This is a genomic window from Micromonospora sp. HNM0581 (assembly GCF_012726175.1).
Classification (GTDB): Bacteria; Actinomycetota; Actinomycetes; order Mycobacteriales; family Micromonosporaceae; genus Micromonospora.
This window is the reverse complement of record NZ_JAASAD010000015.1, coordinates 1-16,119: the sequence shown is the minus strand read 5'-3', so window position 1 is coordinate 16,119 and position 16,119 is coordinate 1. Positions and strand designations below refer to the sequence as shown.

The window sequence follows — 16,119 nt, the reverse complement described above, 5'->3', positions numbered from 1 at the left end:
AAGTGCGCCACACCCTCCCCCGCCTTGGCCGGTAACGTGGCGCCGTGACCACCGAGACCCCCGTTCCCGCGGCCAGGCGGATACCGACCGAACGCGTCCACCACGGCGACACCGTCGTCGACGAGTACGCCTGGCTGGCCACCAAGGACGACCCGGAGACGATCGACTACCTGAACGCCGAGAACGCCTGGACGGAGGCCCGCACAGCGCATCTGTCCGGGTTGCGGACGGAGTTGTTCGAGGAGATCCGGCGACGCACCCAGGAGACCGACCTGTCGGTGCCGACCCGCAAGGGTGGGCACTGGTACTACACCCGCACCGTCGAGGGCCAGCAGTACGGCGTGCACTGCCGCCGGCCGGTCCGCCCCACCGAGACCACCCCACCGGTCAGCACCGACGGCGCACCGCTGGACGGCGAGCAGGTGCTGCTCGACGGCAACCAGCTGGCCGAAGGGCACGACTTCTTCTCCATCGGCGCCTTCGACGTCAGCCCGGACGGGCGCTACCTGGCCTACTCCACCGACTTCTCCGGCGACGAACGGTTCACCCTGCGGGTGAAGGATCTGCGTACCGGCGAACTGTTGCCCGACGAGATCCCCGGCACGTTCTACGGCACCGCGTGGTCCGCCGACGCCTCGGTGCTGTTCTACGTCACCGTGGACGACGCGTGGCGGCCCAACCGCGTCTGGCGACACGTCATCGGCACCGCCGCCGCCGAAGACGTGGTGGTGCACGCCGAGGACGACGAGCGGTTCTGGGTCGGTGTCGAGCTGACCCGCTCGGAGCGGTTCATCCTCATCGAGATCGCCAGCAAGCTCACCAGCGAGGTGCGGGTGATCCCGGCCGGTGATCCGACCAGCGAGCCGGCGCTGATCGCGCCTCGCCGGCAGGGCGTCGAATACTCGGTGGAGCACCACGGTCACCGGTTCCTGATCCTGCACAACGACGGTGCCGAGGACTTCGCCCTCGCGTACACCTCGGCCGACATTCCTGGTGACTGGGTGCCGCTGATCGAGCACTGTCCGGGCACCCGACTGGAGTCGGTCGACGCCTTCGCCGACCACCTGGTCGTCTCGTTACGCAGCAACGGCCTGACCGGGCTGCGGATACTGCCCGTCGGGGGCGGTGACGCCCACGACGTCGAGTTCCCCGAGCCGTTGCACGCCGTCGGCCTCGACGCCAACCCGGAATACCACGCCGCACGGCTACGGCTGCGCTACACCTCTCTCGTCACCCCGGACTCGGTGTACGACTACGACCTGACCACCCGCGAGTTGACGCTGCTGCGGCAGCGGCCGGTGCTGCCCGGGCCGGACGGTCAGCCGTACCGGCCGGAGGACTACGAACAGCAGCGCGACTGGGCACTCGCCGACGACGGCACCAGGGTGCCGATCTCCCTGGTCTACCGGCGCGGCACTCCCCGGGACGGTTCGGCGCCCTGTGTCATCTACGGCTACGGCTCGTACGAGATGAGCATGGACCCGTGGTTCTCGCTCGGCCGTCTGTCCCTGCTGGACCGTGGGGTGATCTTCGCGGTGGCGCACATCCGGGGCGGCGGTGAACTGGGCCGCCGGTGGTACGACGACGGCAAGATGCTGGCCAAGAAGAACACCTTCACCGATTTCGTGGCCTGCGCCCGACACCTGGCCAAGGCGGGCTGGACGGCATCGGACCGGCTGGTCGCCCGGGGTGGTTCAGCCGGCGGGTTGCTGATGGGAGCGGTGGCCAACGTGGCGCCGGACGCCTTCGCCGGCATCGTCGCGCAGGTGCCGTTCGTGGACGCGCTCAACACGATCCTGGACCCGTCGTTGCCGCTGACCGTCACCGAGTGGGAGGAGTGGGGCAACCCGCTGGCCGACCCGGAGGTGTACACGTACATGAAGTCGTACACGCCGTACGAGAACGTCACTGCCCTGGACTATCCCGCGATCCTGGCGATGACCAGCCTCAACGACACGCGGGTGCTCTACCACGAGCCGGCGAAGTGGATCGCGCGGTTGCGGGCGGTCGCACCGCAGGGTGACTACCTGCTGAAGATTGAGATGGAGGCGGGTCACGGCGGCCCCAGCGGGCGCTACGACGCCTGGCGGGAGGAGGCCTTCATCAACGCGTGGACGCTGGACCGGCTCGGACTCGCCTGACCGGCAGCCGTGCTCGCGGAGTGCGGCATCTCGCGGTCTCCCAGACTCGGGAAGGCCCGACATGCCGCACTCCGCGAGCGCCACCGGCCGGTCAGGTGCCCCTCAGTGGCGACGGAGGACGAGGACGGCCACGTCGTCCTGAATCTCCTCCGGGGCCAGCTCGACGAGCAGCCGCTCACAGAAGCGGTCGAGGTCGTCGTCTACCTCGGCGGCACACGTCGCGAGCGCGGCCAGCCCGTCGTCGATGGTGACGTCCCGCCGTTCGATCAGCCCGTCGGTGTAGAAGACCATCGTCGCCCCGGCCGGCAGCACAAACTCCAAATCGGCGGGGCGGGGCGCGCGTACCCCGAGCAGCGGGGCGGCGTGCTGCACGTACTCGGCCTTACCATCCTGGACCAGCAACGGAGGCAGGTGACCGGCGCTGGCCATACGGATACGACCGGTGGTCGGCTCCAGCAGCAGCACGCAGATCGTCGCCAGCTCGCTGGGCAGCAGCGTACGCATCAGCTCGTTGACCCGGTGCAGAATCTCACCCGGCTGATGCCCCTCGACCGCGTACGCCCGCAGGGCGTGCCGCAGCTCAGCCATGATGGTGGCGGCGTGCAGGGAGTGACCGGCCACGTCCCCGATAGCCACCAGCAGGTGACCGTCGAGCATCACCAGTTCGTAGAAGTCACCGCCGACCTCGGTCTGAGCGCTAGCCGGCTCGTAGCGTACGGCCAGGTCGAGACCGGTGATCTGCGGGATCTGACGCGGCAGCAGGCTGCGTTGCAGCGTCACCGCGATCCGGTGCTCCTCGTCGAAGGAACGTTGCGCCTCCACGGCGGAGGCCACCGCCTGCGCCAACTGCACCAGCACAGGGGTTCGGGCAGTCTGGGTCGAGGTCGGTACCACCACGTAGAGCGGCGCGCGGTCCTCGCGTAGCCGGGCCGCCGCGACGGTGACGGTGTCGCCGGCCGGCCAGTCGACGAGCGCCCAAGCGGCCGGCTCCTCCACCCGGACCGTTCCTCCGGTCGGCACCCCGGTGTCGTCGACGATCCACGGGACGACCCGCGGCTCGCCGCCCGGACCGGCGCAGACACCAGCCAGGCAGTCACCGTCGAAGGTCTCGGCGACCACCGCGGCGGGACTTTTGAAGATCTCTGCCGCGCCGGCCGCCGCCACCTGAAGCAACCTGGTGAAGCTCGGTGCGGCATGCACCGCCACGGTGGTGTCCGCCAGCCCGGTGAGCCGCTCGGCGAGCAGTTCGGCGCGACGTCGGGCCTGGTAGTACCGCAGCACCGACTGGGCTGTGGCGACCAGTTCGTCCGGCTCGATCGGCTCCGCCAGGTACGCGTCGGCTCCTCGGTTCAGCCCCTGGGTGCGGTCGGCGGTGTCGATAGCGTGCGCGGACACGTGGATCACCGGCATCGCCGGTTGCGCGGACTTGATCCGCTCGCACACCTCGAAGCCACTCAGATCCGGCAACCGGACGTCGAGCACCACGAGATCGATCGGGTCGACACCGACCCGATCGAGTGCCTCGCCGCCGGTCTCCGCCTCCAGCACGGTGAAGCCCGCACGGGAGAGCCAGTTCACCAGGAGGTAGCGCTTGGTCCGACTGTCGTCGACCACCAGCACTGTCGCCGCGCCGTCCACGTCACGTTCCGTCCGAGGGGAGCCAGACTGTGAAGGTACTGCCGAGCCCCGGCTCGCTGGCCAGTTCGAGAGTGCCGCCGAGCAGGTTCACCAGCCGCCGGGCGTACGGCAGACCGAGACCGGTGCCACCGACCCGCGACGAGCCCGGCACCTGGTAGAACTCTTCGAACACCCGATCGTGCAGCTGCGGTGGGATGCCCGGGCCGGTGTCGGAGACGGTCAACCGCCATCCGTCGGGACGTTGTTCGGCCCGCAACCGGACCTCACCCCGGGTGGTGAACTTCATGCCGTTGTGCAGCAGGTTACGCAGCACCTGGGCGAGCAACACCTCGTCGGTACGCACCGTGGCGGGCGCTGCCGGCTCCTCCACCACCAGGTCGACCTCCTCCGCGGCGGGCAACGCCCTGAGCGTGCCCCGCAGTTGACCGAACAGGGCCCGCAGGTCCACCTCGGCCCACTCCGGCTCGATCCGGCCCGACTCCGCCTTCGCCAGGTCGAGCAGCTCGTTCACCAGGGTAAGCAGATCCGAGGCGGAGGAGCGAATGAGCCCCACCTGTTGTTCCTGTTCGGTGGTGAGTGGGTCGGAAGCGGAGTCGGCGAGCAGACGGGCCAGCCCGATGATCGCGGTCACCGGTGCCCGCAGTTCGTGGCTGACGTTGGCCAGGAACCGGCTCTTGGACTCGCTCGCCGTCCGCAGCTGCGCCGACTTCTCGTCAAGCTCCGCGTAGAGGGCGACGACACCCCGGTTGGTCGCCTCCAGCTCGTCGGTGAGCTGCTGGTAGAGCGCCATCACGCCCCGGTTGGTCTGTTCCAGTTCCTCGTTGAGCCGGGCCAGTTCGTCGCGCTGACTGCGCACCTCGTCGAGCGCGCTGACGAGTTGCAGGTTCTGGGTGGCGAGTTCGTCCTCGACGGTGCTCGGTGCGCTCTCGACGAGCTGGGCACGCAGCTCGGCCAGGCGCTCGGCGGTGAGCGCCCGCGCGGTGGCCGGGACTCGTCGTGACATCCTGACGACGGTATCCCGCTGGACCGTCAACACGCTCAATGTGTCCACCAGGCGTGCCACCGCACCGGACTCCGGTTCGTATCGCCCGCCCGGCAGAGGAGTCACCGGGGTGAGATCGACGCGCAGGTGGCGACGGCCGTCCGCTGACTCGACGATGGCGAACGCGACATCGGCGCCGCCGACCGCCCGCAGCAGGTCCCGGGCGACCTCACTGAGCGCGGTGGCGATGCGGACCTGGTCCTGCCGTTCGAGTCCGACCGCGACGGCAACTTCGCGGCCTCGCTGGCGGACCACGAAGATGTCCTGCTCGACCCGCAGGGTCATCTGGAGCAGCAGCGTCGTGGTCACGACCAGCCCCTCGCCACCAATACTCCGGCGTCGTCGCGTCGGATACCGGCGTCACGCAGCAGAGTCGTGGCCACCACCAGAGGCGACCGCACGGCCAGCCCTGGATAGTCGACGAGCTGCCACCGATCGACCACACCGTCGGTGTGCATGACCAGCAGGTTGTCGGCCTCGAAGGGGTAGTCGTACTGCCGGATCACCGGGCGCTGGTGCCCGGCGATGCCGGGCAGGGAGACCAGCCCTCGGCGCCGGCCGTCGTCGGCGACGACAGCGCCGGCGATGTTGCCCAACCCCGCGTAGCGCAGCACTCCGGTGGCCGGGTCCGGTTCGGCCACCGCGACCGCCGCACCACGGGTGTGCGACATCGACCGGTGGAGATGGCCGACCACCTCTGCCGGCGGTGCGGCCGGAGCGCTCCGGAAGGCGGCGAGTGCCGCCTCGGTCGCCGCAGCGGCCAACGGCCCGTGCCCGAGCCCGTCGGTGACCATCACCTGCCGGCGGTCACCCACGACCCGGGCAGCGTAACCATCCCCGCTGACCGTCTCACCACTCAACGGCCGGGTCAGACCATCAGCCCAGGACATTTCGGTGTCCGGCTCCGCGAAGATCCGCACCGCGATGACCGTCCCCCGGCCCGGCCGCGAGTACGCGTCGAACCAGCTGGCCTGTCGGACGATGGCACCCAGACCGATGCCGAGGGTACCGACGGTCGAGTGCCCGTCGCGGGCGGAGTCGGCGAGGTCGACCATGCCGGGGCCGCTGTCGACCGCGATCATCTCCACACCGGCGTCCATTTCACGGCGTACCGGCCGGAGCAGCAGCAACCCGTCGTCGGCATGCTTGATGAGGTTGCTTGTCAGTTCGGCGGCGACGATGGCCAGGTCGGCGACCCGCCCCTCGGCTAGTCCCAACTGGTCGCCCAGCCGCTCTGCGGCCCGTCGTACGGCGCTGCCTGCGCTGCCGTTCTCCACCCGGAACCAGCTGCCTCGGTCGGCGACGGGCTCGGCTGTCACCGGGACCACTTGGTGATCGTGATCCGGGTGCCCTGACCGGGTGCGGTCTGTATGTCGAACTCGTCGACGAGCCGGCGGGCACCGCTGAGTCCGAGGCCGAGGCCGCCACCTGTGGTGTAACCGTCGGTCAACGCCAGGTCCAGATCGGCGATGCCGGGACCGGAGTCGGCGAAGACGATCTGGATACCGGCCCGGCGGCCGTTGTCGACCGCGATCACCTCGACCGTGCCGCCGCCGCCGTAGACGAGCGTGTTACGAGCGAGTTCGCTGGCCGCGGTGACCACCTTGGTCTGGTCGACCAGGGAGAGCCGGACCGCCACGGCCACCGTACGCACGAGCTGCCGGACGCGTACGACATCCTCGTCGCTGCCGACTGTCTGCGCCTGGGGGCGGCCCAGGTCGGCCCCGCTCGTCACGGTGAGGCCGTCGGCTCTGGGATCGGATCGTCGCCCGTTTCGTCGTGGTCGTAGTCGGCCCGGTCGATCGCGATGAGCTCCATGCCCCGCTCGACGTTGAGCGCGGTACGGATGCCGTTGAGCGACAACCCCAGCTCGACCAGGGTGATGGCGACGGCCGGGCGCATTCCCACGACCACCGTCTCCGCGTCGAGTACCCGGGAGATCGAGGCGATGGTGGAGAGCATCCGCCCGACGAAGGAGTCGACGATGTCCAACGCGGTGATGTCGATGATCACGCCATGGCAGCCGGTGGCGACGATCCGCTCGGCCAGGTCCTCCTGGAGTGCGACGGCCGTCTGATCGGACATGTCGACCTGGATGGAGACCAGCAGGATTTCGCCGATCTTGAGAATCGGCACCCGCTCCATCATGCCTCCCGGCGTGGCTGGCGACGGGAGGTCTCGACCCCGGTGAGCCGCAGTACGTGCCGCAGCGCGTCGGCCAGGCTCGCCTTGGTGGCGATATCGCCGAACTCGATGCCGAGCGCGACGATGGTCTGCGCGATCTGCGGTCGGATGCCGGAGATGATGCAGTCGGCACCCATCAGCCGGGCGGCCACCACGGTCTTCAGGATGTGCTGGGCCACCTGCGTGTCGACCGCCGGTACGCCGGTGATGTCGATGATCGCGTACGGCGAGCCGGTGTCGACCAGGGTCTGCAGCAGCCGTTCCATCACCACCTGGGCGCGGGCCGAGTCGAGGGTGCCGACCAGGGGCACCGCCACCACGCCCTCCCAGAGCTTGACCACCGGCGTCGAAAGCTCCAGCAGCTGCTCCGCCTGGTCGGCGATCAGGCTCTCGCGGGCCCGGACGAAGGTCTCGAAGGTGAACAGGCCCATCTGGTCGACAAGTGCGGAGAAGGCGACGTAGTCACGCAGCGTCTCGACACTCTGGTCGGCCTCCAGTGCGGCGAGCAACGCCTCCTTGAGGGCGAACACCCCGGTGGCGGTCTCGGTGGCGGAGAGACCCTGCCGTGCCTGCCCACGGGAGAACTCCGCGAGCACGGCCCGCAACTCGGTGGATTCCTCGGCCTGCAGGTCGACGGTGCCCTTGCCGAGCGCGTCGAGCAGGGCGCGATGCAGCTCCTGCACCTGCCGGACCAGCTCGGCCTGGCTGAGCCGGCCCCGCAACTGCCCGACCATGATCTCGGTCCACCGCTGGGTGACCTGTTCGGCCCGGCTGGTCAGCAGCTCACCCAGCCGGCCACTTTCGTCAGCGCTGAGCGCCATGGCAATACCCCCTAGACCTGGACCGGCCGGACTCTATCACCGGGGCCCGTCGAACTACTTGACGCAGAGCAACGGAATGATGGTCGACACCTGATCCTGCTCCCGTTCTGCGTACCACGGCCTGAGTGGGATACCGTTCCTCCGATAAACAGGAGGTCTGGCGAATGTCCTTGACGGTACACACGGAACAACGCGGTGACGTGGTCGTCGTGTCGGTCGCAGGCGAGCTGGACATGGCCACCGCACCGCAGTTGCAGGACCAGATCACCGATCTGCTCGACAAGGGGCGCAGTCGCCTCGTGTTCGACCTGTCGGACGTCTCGTTCTGCGACTCCACCGGCCTGTCGGTCTTCGTCCGCGCGAAGAACAGCTGCGACGAGGCCGGCGGTGTGGTCCGACTCGCCGCGCCACAGCGCGGGGTGCTGCGGATCTTGGAGGTGAGTGGCCTGGTCGAGGTGCTGCACACCTATCCCACGGTCGAGCAGGCGGTCGCCGGCGATCCGACGCCGGCCTCGTCCTGAGCGCGACGGCTCAGCGCTCGTCCTCGATGTAGCGGGGGCGGGCGATCAGCACACCTGCGCAGGTCTGCACGGTGAGAGCCACGAGTAGGAAGCCGATCGGCGCCAGCCATGCCCCGGTCGCGTCGTGGAGGATGCCCACCAGCAGCGGGCCGAGCGCCGCGATCAGGTAACCCGTGCTCTGCGCGAAGGCCGAGAGCGCCACCGTCCCGTCGGCGGTGCGGGCCCGCAGCCCGATGGTGGCCAGGATGAGCGGAAACGCGCCCTGCCCGAAGGCCAGCAGTACCACCCACAGCACCGCCCCACCGCGCGGCGCGAACGCCAGACCCAGGTAGGCCAGGCTGGAGGCGGCGGCCAGCGCGAAGATCAACGGCCGCAGGTTTCCCAACCGGCCGGCAAGAGTCGGCATCAGCAGTGCGATCGGCACCCCGAGCGCGGTCACTCCGGCGAGTAGCAGCCCGGCGTCCTGCGGGCGGAAACCCGCGTCCCGGAACAGCTGGGCCAACCAGCCCATGATCGCATACCCGCTCAGCGACTGCGCCCCGAAATAGACAGCCATCGCCCAGCCGAGTCGGGTACGTCCGGGCCGAACCACCGAGCGCGGGACGCCGCCGATCCGTCGCGCGACGGTGCGATTGCGTAGCGCCGCCGGCAGCCACGGCAACACGGCCACCGCCGCCATGCCGGCCCAGACACCCAGCCCGGCCCGCCAGCTGCCGAAGGCGTGCGCCACCGGCACGGCGGAGGCGGCGGCCACCGTCGTGCCCACGGTCAGTGCCATCGTGTACGCCCCGGTGACCAGGCCGGTGCGATGTGGGAAGTGCTGTTTGACGAGCATCGGCAGCAGAATGTTCGCCACCGCGATCCCGGCCAGCGCGAGCGCGCTGGTGAACAGGAACACCACGGCGGAACCGGTCGCCGCCCGCAGCACCTGCCCGACGGTGAGGGCCAGCATCGCCAGCGCCAGCAGCCTGGCCGGGGAGATCCGGCGGACCAGCCACGGGGTGGCCGCGCCGAGGCCGGCGAACGCGATGGTGGGCAGGGTGGTGACGAAGCCGGCCATGGTGCCGGAGAGCGCCAGGCCGACGCGTACCTCGTCGAGCAGGGGGCCGAGGCTGGTGACGGCGGCCCGTAGGTTGAGCGCCACCAGCAGCATCCCGGCCAGCACCAGCCATCCGGAGGTGGGGGCGGCGCCGGTCACGCCGGGTGGCTGCTGCTCGGTCACCGTCACGGCAGCCGGGGCGCCCTGCGGGTCGACCGGAATGGCGGGGGTACCGGCGGGTGACGGGGGCATGATGTGGACACTACAATCATGGGATGAATTTCGGCGAGAGGGTGTAACCGGTGCCACCTCCAGTCGATGCCGCCCCGATACCGCCGCGCGGCCGGCGGGTCCGGGAAACGATCACCCAGCTCCGGCAACGGATCATGGACGGCGAGTGGCCGGTGGGTACCCGGATCCCCACCGAACCGCAACTGGTCGAGGCGCTCGGCGTGGGACGCAACACGGTACGCGAGGCGGTACGGGCCCTTGCGCACGCCGGGGTCCTCGAGTGCCGCCAAGGCTCCGGCACCTACGTGCTCTCCACCGACGAGATCGCCCCGGTGGTGGCCCGCCGACTCGCCGACGACAGGACGGCCGAGGTGATCGAGGTGCGCCGCGCCTTCGAGGTGGAGGCCGCGCGCCTCGCCGCGCGGCGGCGTACCCCTGAGGATCTGGCCGCCCTCGACGACGCGCTCGCCACCCGTGAGGCAGCCTGGCACCGGGGCCAGGTGGCCGAGTTCGTGGCGGCTGACGCCGCGCTGCACACCGCGGTGGTCGCGGCGGCACACAACGCCATGCTCGCCGAGTTGTACGCCTCCGTCGGCACCGCGATGCGCAGCACGCTCACCCAGGCGATGGGCGAGGCACTGACCCCGGAACAGCATGTCGACCACGCCAGGTTGGTGGCTGCGATCCGGGCCGGAGACGCCGAATCGGCAGCCCGGGAGGCCGGCGCTTTTCTGGAGCTCCCGAACGGGGCATAGGTTGTCCCCGACGATCACGGGACACCTCGGGAGTACGAATGATCAAGGGATTCAAAGACTTCATCCTGCGCGGCAACGTCGTCGACCTCGCGGTCGGCATCGTGATCGGCGCCGCGTTCACGGCCGTGGTCACACAGCTCACCACCTCCTTCCTCAAGCCCCTGATCGCCCTGTTCACCGTCACCATCACGGGCAGCAAAGACGGCCTGGAGGGGACGCCATGGACGATCAACAACGTCGAGTTCGACTGGATCAGCTTCGTCAACGCGGTGATCACGTTCCTGCTCACCGCCGCCGCGTTGTACTTCCTCGTGGTGTTCCCGATGAACCGGCTCGCCGAGCGGCGCCAACGCGGTGAGGAGCCGCCGCCGGCCGCGCCGAGCGAGGAAATCAAGCTCCTCACCGAGATCCGGGACGCGCTCGTCGCCTCCGGCCGCAGCACCCCGGCCCAGCAGCGCGGCGCCCTGGACGACGTACTCGGCCACCGGGACGAACCGCCCACCGCCCGCTGAAACCGGCAGCTGTACATCTGGCCCCTGCGGGAATCCCGCAGGGGCCAGATCATGTCGAACAGATGTTCGATAGAGTCCCGCCATGGAGCAGCGAAAACACCTGTGGAACGGGAAGTGGGGGCGACTGGCCCGGCGGGATGTCTTCCTCCGGTCGGATGCCGACCGGTGGTTCGTCGAGCAGCGTGCCGGTGGCGCCGAGGGTGTCTCCCGGTTCTACGAGTACGACACCGTCGACGAAGCCGAGGACACCATCCGCGCGCTGCTCCACGGCACCGACACCTGGCGTGAACTCACCCCCCGCCCCCCGACACCCTGACACCCGCCCGCACCGGGTCCCGTCGATCAGGAAACTCTCTGTCGGTTCGCCGGATCCACCAGATCCACTGATCGACGGGACCAGCGGACGGCAGCCGGGTTTAGCAAGCCTTAAGGGTGGGAACCGCGCGGTGATGGAGCAGCAGGGCATCGATCAACGGACCACCCTCTCGCGGGTCACCACCGGCATGCGGGTGGTCGACTCGGCCGGCGTCGACGTGGGCACCGTGGACCTCGTCCAACGCGGCGACCCGAACGCGGTGACCGTGCAGGCACCCACCACGGACCCCGGCAGCAGCCTCGACGAACTGATCGAATCCGCGGCCGCCGAGGAACCGGACGTACCAGCGGACCTCGCCGCCCGACTGCTGCGGACCGGCTACCTGAAGGTCTCCACCGACCTGGTGCCCACCGGAGCCGTCTATGTCCTCGCCGACCAGATCTCCACAGTCACCCCCACCGAGGTAACCCTCAACGCCCCCGCCACCACCCTCCCCCCAGAGGAGTGACCCCACCCACCGGAACGCCCGACCATGCAGACCGGCAACATTCCTCGACCTACGCAGCAGTGCGTAGAGACGCGGGGAGGGTGTTCTTGGCAAGCTTGTCCCCATGACGCTGATCCTCCGCTCGGCCATCCTCAACGACATCGGTCTGGTGCGGACCAACAACGAGGACTCCGCCCTCGCCGGCGAGCGCCTCATCGCGGTGGCTGACGGCATGGGTGGACTGCCCGCCGGCGAGGTGGCCAGTGAGATAGTCATTCGGATCCTCGACGAGATGGTCCCGCCGACCGCGCCGGACGCCGCCACTGAGGCGCTGCGCGCCGTGGTGAGCACCGCCAACCAGCGCATCCACGCCGCGATCGCCGCCGACCCCGCCCGCGACGGCATGGGTACCACACTCACCGCGGCCCTGCTCGCCGGGGAGACGCTGGTACTGGCCCAGGTCGGTGACTCCCGCTGCTATCTGCTCCGCGACGGCGAACTGCGCCAGCTGACCCGGGACGACACCTTCGTACAGGCACTTGTCGACCAGGGTGCGCTCTCCCCCGACCAGGCCCGCCACCATCCGCAGCGTTCCCTGGTGACCCGGGCGGTCCAGGGTGCCGATGCGCCGCCGACGATGGGCACGGTGACCCTCGCCGCCGGTGACCGGCTGCTGCTGTGCAGCGACGGGCTCTCCGACTACGTGGCCGATGAGGCGATCGCCACCACGTTGGGTCTGCACGCCGACCGCCAGCAGTGCGGCGAGCAGTTGGTGAAGCTGGCCCACCAGGCCGGCGCGCCGGACAACGTCACCGTGGTGATCTCCGACGTCGTCACGGGCTAAGAAGTCGGTCAGTACGGGTTTCCCTGGCCGGCGGGGAACCCAGGCGGGATGGCGAGGGGCGGGCTGCCCGTTCGGGCCCGCGCCGCCATGCCGTCGAAGAGTTCCCGCAGCGCGGTGACGGAATCGACGGTCGGGCGCCAGCCGAGCTCGGTCTCGGCCCGTTCACTCGACATCAACGGCGCGTTGAGGGCCAGGTCGATCCAGCCGGCGTCGACCGGTTGCAACCGGGCCCACCAGGTGAGTGTCGCGGCGGCACGCAGCACCGGGGCGGCCACCGGCACCGTCCAGCCATGGAAGTGCCGGGCCACCAGCTCCGGGGTCAGCACCGGGTCAGCGGCGATGTTGAACGCGCCGCGGGCATCGCCCATGGCCGCTCGGGCGTACGCGTCAGCCACGTCGTCGGCGTGCACCACCTGCATCCGTAGCCGCCGGTTGGTCGGCACCAGGGGCAGCCGACCGAACCTCAGCAGCCGCACCGGCACCAGCGGCCCGAGAAAGTACCGGCTGATTTCGGTGCCGGCGTCCCGCTGGAAGATCAGCCCCGGGCGTATCCGCACCAGTCGCAGCTCCGGATGGCTCCGCTCGATCCCGTCGAGCATCTCCTCCACCGTCGCCTTGTCCCGGCTGTACGACGACCCGGCCACCCCGGTGGTCGGCCAACGCTCGCTGATCGGCGCGTTCTTCGGACCGGGCGCGTAGGCGCCTACCGACGAGGCGAACACCAGGGCTGGAACCCGGGCCCGCAGCACCGCGTCGACCACCGCCCGGCTGCCACCGACATTGGTCCGGTGCAGCACGTGCTGGTCGTGGCTGGGCTGGATCTGCCAGGCCAGGTGCACCACCACATCGGCGCCGGCAAATACACCTGCCAGTTCATCCGCCGCGCCGGTCAGGCCGATGTCGCAGGAGTGCCACCGCACCCCGTCGTACGGTTCACCCGCACCCGGCGGCGGTAACCGCCGAGCCACCCCGACGATCTCCACGTCGCACTCGCGCCGCAACCGGCGCAGCACCGCCGAACCGACGTTCCCACTAGCCCCCACGACCACGATCCGCATGCCCGGTCCCTACCCGGTCCACCGCTTTTCAAGCGACCTCGGTGGGCACAGCGCGGCGTCCAGCCGCCCACCCACCGTCGCGCTGTCGTACCTGTCGGCCGGCCCGAGGGCGTCAGGCCGATGGTCCTCGGGCGGCCACCGTCAGGACACCGCGAGCAGTCGGAACTCGCAGCGGACGCCGCTGACCTTGGCGAGCCGACCATCACCGGTCACGAGTGGGCAGGCCAACAACTCCACTGCCGCGGCGTAAGCCGAGTCGTACGCCGCGACATTGCCCCGCAACTGCCACATCCGGTCAAGCAGCATGGCGACGCCGACGTCATCGATGACCAACGAGGGCAGGGTGTCTATCGCCTCCTGAGCCCGAGCAAGGCCGAGCTTCCCGCCGAGGACTTTGCCTCTGATCACGGACATGACCTCGACCAGAAGGTGCGGCGTCGGATCCGGCCAGCGGACAGCCCGGCAGTGAATCGGTCAGGCCATGCTGCCGATCCACGCCTGCAAGTGACGGATCTGGTCCGTGAGCAGATCCGGATCCCGTAACGCATTCGCCAACAGCGAGGAACCCTGAATACCGGCGAGCAGGGTGGCTGCGGCCTGCTCCGGATCGGCGTGACCGAGTTCGCGGAACTGGCCGGTCGCCCATCGCAGGATCAGGGTCAGCGGCACGGCCGCTTCCCTGTCAAGCCCGTCAGCGCGACGGTCGAGCTCGCTGACGAGGCTTCCGAACGGGCAGCCATGCCGAGCCACCACGTCGCGCATCAGATCCCAGCGCGCGGCGAGCGCGGCGAGCCGCTCGGCGGGTCGGGACATCTCGTCGAGGCCGGCGAGCATGACGGCCACCTGGCTGGCCTGTGCGTCGACAACGGCGCGCACCAGGTCGTCCTTCGTCCGGTAGTAGTAGTAGATGTTCCCCAGCGGCACCTTGGAGTGCTCGGCGATGTCGGCGAGCGCGGTTGCCCCGAATCCCTTGTGGTGGAACAGCTCAGCAGCACTCGCCACCAGACGCTCCCTTTTGCCGGCTTTGGCGCCCGACGAAGGCCGGGCATTCGAGGAGGACCGCCCGTTGTGCGGCTCACGGCGAAAGTTTGAGTTAGTCATCTCACCAACACTCTACCGCCGGGCGATGCGTCCTGCTAGCGTCCTTGTTAGTTGTTCAACTAACTAAAGGCTGATCGAGGAGATGCTCATGCGAAACCTGTCCGAGTTCGGGCCCTGGGCCCTCATCACCGGCGCCTCCTCCGGGATCGGCGAGGCCTTCGCCCGCCGCTGTGCCGCTGACGGCGTGAACGTCGTGCTCGCCGCCCGTTCCACCGAGCGGATGGAGGCGCTCGGCCGGGAACTCCACCGCGTACGGCATCGGGTCGTAACCGTCGATCTCAGTCAGCCCACCGGAGCGATCGAGCTGGCCGCCGCCGTCGCTGACCTCGACGTCGGCCTGTTCGTCTCCAATGCTGGCGACGGCAGGCCCGGGAAGTTCCTGGACCAGGAACCGGAGAAACTTCACAGACGGCTCGTCCTCAACACGATCAGCCACCTCGACCTGACACACTCCCTCGGTCGCCGAATGGTGGAGCGCGGTGGTGGCGGCATGGTGTTGGTCTCGGCCCTCGGCGCGGTGAACGGACTGCCCAACATGGCGCACGAAAGCGCGTCCAAGGCCTACGTGCACAGTCTCGGCGCGGCGCTCAACCGGGAACTCGCGACGGCCGGCGTGAAGGTCACCGTGATGCTGCCTGGCAATGTGAACACCCCGATCATCGATCGGTTCGGCATCGACCGGGCCCGCCTGCCGTTCGGACCGTTCCCAGCCGCCAGAGCGGTCGACCAGACCGTGCAGGCACTGCTAGCGGGCCGCCCGACGATCGTGCCGGACCGCCGGATGCGCGCCATCATGCGACTCGTACCGACCGGCACCACGGTCCGAATGAATGGGCGAATGCTCGGCGAGGCAGCCGACAATCTCGCCCGGGCGAGCACGACCACCGGCAAGCACTGACGGGCTTGCGGCCCGCGACCGATACGGGCCGCAGGCCGGACCTCGGGCCCAGCGGCTGCTCGGCTACGGCCACTACGAGTGAACCGGCCGGCACCCCGGAAACTCCGCTCCGTGCACCCCCGCGTCACTCTCCGGACCGGGGCACCTCGAAGGGACGCGCCCTCATCGCCACCGCCCCGGCCGAGATTCCTGGACGTCGGTGAACATCGGCTTTCGCCGCCAACATCAATACACCGCCCCCGAACCCGGACGACCGCGGACGGTCGCTCGCCAGTGCTCCAGCGTCCATGGCCACAGCGAACCGTCGGCCCGTCATCCGGGTCGACGGTTCGCATGAAAGATCAACGTGGGCCGGAGGTACCGCCATGCGAACCACACCGCCACGATCGCCGGTTATCTGCTGATTGCTGCGGGTCTGTCAAGTTAACGGCTGATCTTGGTTGTTGAGGTGGTCAGTCGTTGGCCGGGGTGAGTCGGCCCTCGAAGGCGACCTGGAAGGCGTTCAGGGGTGCCTTCCAGCGCATGGTCCAT

General features: G+C 69.5%; 17 protein-coding genes and 1 pseudogene. 8 read left to right on the top strand and 10 right to left on the bottom strand.

All coding sequences use genetic code 11. The features are described 5' to 3' along the window. Window positions 1-44 precede the first annotated feature (44 nt). Entirely contained in the window at window positions 45-2,141 is a 2,097-nt protein-coding gene (locus tag HCA58_RS17580) for a S9 family peptidase (protein WP_169598934.1), read from the top strand. Between the two features lie 102 nt (window positions 2,142-2,243). On the opposite strand, the gene HCA58_RS17575 is transcribed toward HCA58_RS17580, so the two are convergent. The 6 genes from HCA58_RS17575 to HCA58_RS17550 are packed head-to-tail and all read right to left on the bottom strand — an operon-like array spanning window position 2,244 to window position 7,826. Beyond that, complete coding sequence (locus HCA58_RS17575) at window positions 2,244-3,779, bottom strand: SpoIIE family protein phosphatase (protein WP_169598933.1); 1,536 nt, start codon at window positions 3,777-3,779, stop codon at window positions 2,244-2,246. A gap of 1 nt (window position 3,780) precedes the next feature. After that, the gene (locus tag HCA58_RS17570) at window positions 3,781-5,106 is read right to left on the bottom strand and encodes a sensor histidine kinase (protein ID WP_169599026.1); all 1,326 of its coding nucleotides are present in this window, start codon (window positions 5,104-5,106) and stop codon (window positions 3,781-3,783) included. A gap of 20 nt (window positions 5,107-5,126) precedes the next feature. Continuing rightward, window positions 5,127-6,140: a SpoIIE family protein phosphatase gene (locus HCA58_RS17565; RefSeq protein ID WP_169598932.1), complete on the bottom strand. Its 1,014-nt coding sequence runs from the start codon at window positions 6,138-6,140 to the stop codon at window positions 5,127-5,129. Further along, a complete protein-coding gene (locus HCA58_RS17560) occupies window positions 6,137-6,556 on the bottom strand; it encodes an ATP-binding protein (protein WP_169598931.1) in 420 nt (139 codons plus the stop codon). The genes HCA58_RS17565 and HCA58_RS17560 overlap by 4 nt, the downstream gene beginning before the upstream one ends. Next, window positions 6,553-6,966 carry an STAS domain-containing protein gene (locus HCA58_RS17555; RefSeq protein WP_169598930.1) on the bottom strand — a complete coding sequence of 138 codons (414 nt, stop codon included), beginning with the start codon at window positions 6,964-6,966 and terminating at the stop codon, window positions 6,553-6,555. The genes HCA58_RS17560 and HCA58_RS17555 overlap by 4 nt, the downstream gene beginning before the upstream one ends. Beyond that, window positions 6,966-7,826: an STAS domain-containing protein gene (locus HCA58_RS17550; protein ID WP_169598929.1), complete on the bottom strand. Its 861-nt coding sequence runs from the start codon at window positions 7,824-7,826 to the stop codon at window positions 6,966-6,968. The genes HCA58_RS17555 and HCA58_RS17550 overlap by 1 nt, the downstream gene beginning before the upstream one ends. Before the next feature lie 164 nt (window positions 7,827-7,990). Here HCA58_RS17550 and HCA58_RS17545 point away from each other — a divergent pair, with 164 nt between their 5' ends. After that, window positions 7,991-8,347 (top strand): STAS domain-containing protein, encoded by a 357-nt coding sequence (locus HCA58_RS17545; protein ID WP_093403921.1) that lies wholly within the window; start codon window positions 7,991-7,993, stop codon window positions 8,345-8,347. A gap of 10 nt (window positions 8,348-8,357) precedes the next feature. Here HCA58_RS17545 and HCA58_RS17540 read toward each other — a convergent pair whose 3' ends face one another. Further along, the gene (locus tag HCA58_RS17540) at window positions 8,358-9,638 is read right to left on the bottom strand and encodes an MFS transporter (RefSeq protein ID WP_169598928.1); all 1,281 of its coding nucleotides are present in this window, start codon (window positions 9,636-9,638) and stop codon (window positions 8,358-8,360) included. A gap of 50 nt (window positions 9,639-9,688) precedes the next feature. On the opposite strand from HCA58_RS17540, the gene HCA58_RS17535 reads away from it, so the two are divergent. The 5 genes from HCA58_RS17535 to HCA58_RS17515 all read left to right on the top strand — a co-directional run bounded on the left by HCA58_RS17535 (window position 9,689) and on the right by HCA58_RS17515 (window position 12,531). Then, window positions 9,689-10,372 carry an FCD domain-containing protein gene (locus HCA58_RS17535; RefSeq protein ID WP_169598927.1) on the top strand — a complete coding sequence of 228 codons (684 nt, stop codon included), beginning with the start codon at window positions 9,689-9,691 and terminating at the stop codon, window positions 10,370-10,372. A gap of 38 nt (window positions 10,373-10,410) precedes the next feature. Further along, entirely contained in the window at window positions 10,411-10,884 is a 474-nt protein-coding gene (mscL, locus tag HCA58_RS17530; protein ID WP_169598926.1) for a large conductance mechanosensitive channel protein MscL, read from the top strand. An 82-nt stretch (window positions 10,885-10,966) separates the two neighbouring features. Next, window positions 10,967-11,200: a hypothetical protein gene (locus tag HCA58_RS17525; RefSeq protein WP_169598925.1), complete on the top strand. Its 234-nt coding sequence runs from the start codon at window positions 10,967-10,969 to the stop codon at window positions 11,198-11,200. 148 nt (window positions 11,201-11,348) lie between these two features. After that, a complete protein-coding gene (locus tag HCA58_RS17520) occupies window positions 11,349-11,708 on the top strand; it encodes a hypothetical protein (RefSeq protein ID WP_169599025.1) in 360 nt (119 codons plus the stop codon). Between the two features lie 103 nt (window positions 11,709-11,811). Further along, complete coding sequence (locus tag HCA58_RS17515) at window positions 11,812-12,531, top strand: PP2C family serine/threonine-protein phosphatase (RefSeq protein ID WP_169598924.1); 720 nt, start codon at window positions 11,812-11,814, stop codon at window positions 12,529-12,531. Between the two features lie 8 nt (window positions 12,532-12,539). Here HCA58_RS17515 and HCA58_RS17510 read toward each other — a convergent pair whose 3' ends face one another. The 3 genes and pseudogenes from HCA58_RS17510 to HCA58_RS17500 all read right to left on the bottom strand — a co-directional run bounded on the left by HCA58_RS17510 (window position 12,540) and on the right by HCA58_RS17500 (window position 14,591). Beyond that, window positions 12,540-13,589, bottom strand: a complete 1,050-nt coding sequence (locus HCA58_RS17510; protein WP_169598923.1) for an NAD-dependent epimerase/dehydratase family protein — start codon at window positions 13,587-13,589, stop codon at window positions 12,540-12,542. A gap of 141 nt (window positions 13,590-13,730) precedes the next feature. Further along, window positions 13,731-14,030: pseudogene (locus HCA58_RS17505) on the bottom strand (VapC toxin family PIN domain ribonuclease); the annotation flags it as partial. Between the two features lie 33 nt (window positions 14,031-14,063). Beyond that, a complete protein-coding gene (locus HCA58_RS17500) occupies window positions 14,064-14,591 on the bottom strand; it encodes a TetR/AcrR family transcriptional regulator (protein ID WP_205808933.1) in 528 nt (175 codons plus the stop codon). A gap of 187 nt (window positions 14,592-14,778) precedes the next feature. Between HCA58_RS17500 and HCA58_RS17495 the strand changes: the two genes are divergently transcribed. Beyond that, window positions 14,779-15,588 carry an SDR family NAD(P)-dependent oxidoreductase gene (locus tag HCA58_RS17495; protein ID WP_169598921.1) on the top strand — a complete coding sequence of 270 codons (810 nt, stop codon included), beginning with the start codon at window positions 14,779-14,781 and terminating at the stop codon, window positions 15,586-15,588. Window positions 15,589-16,119: the final 531 nt, after the last annotated feature.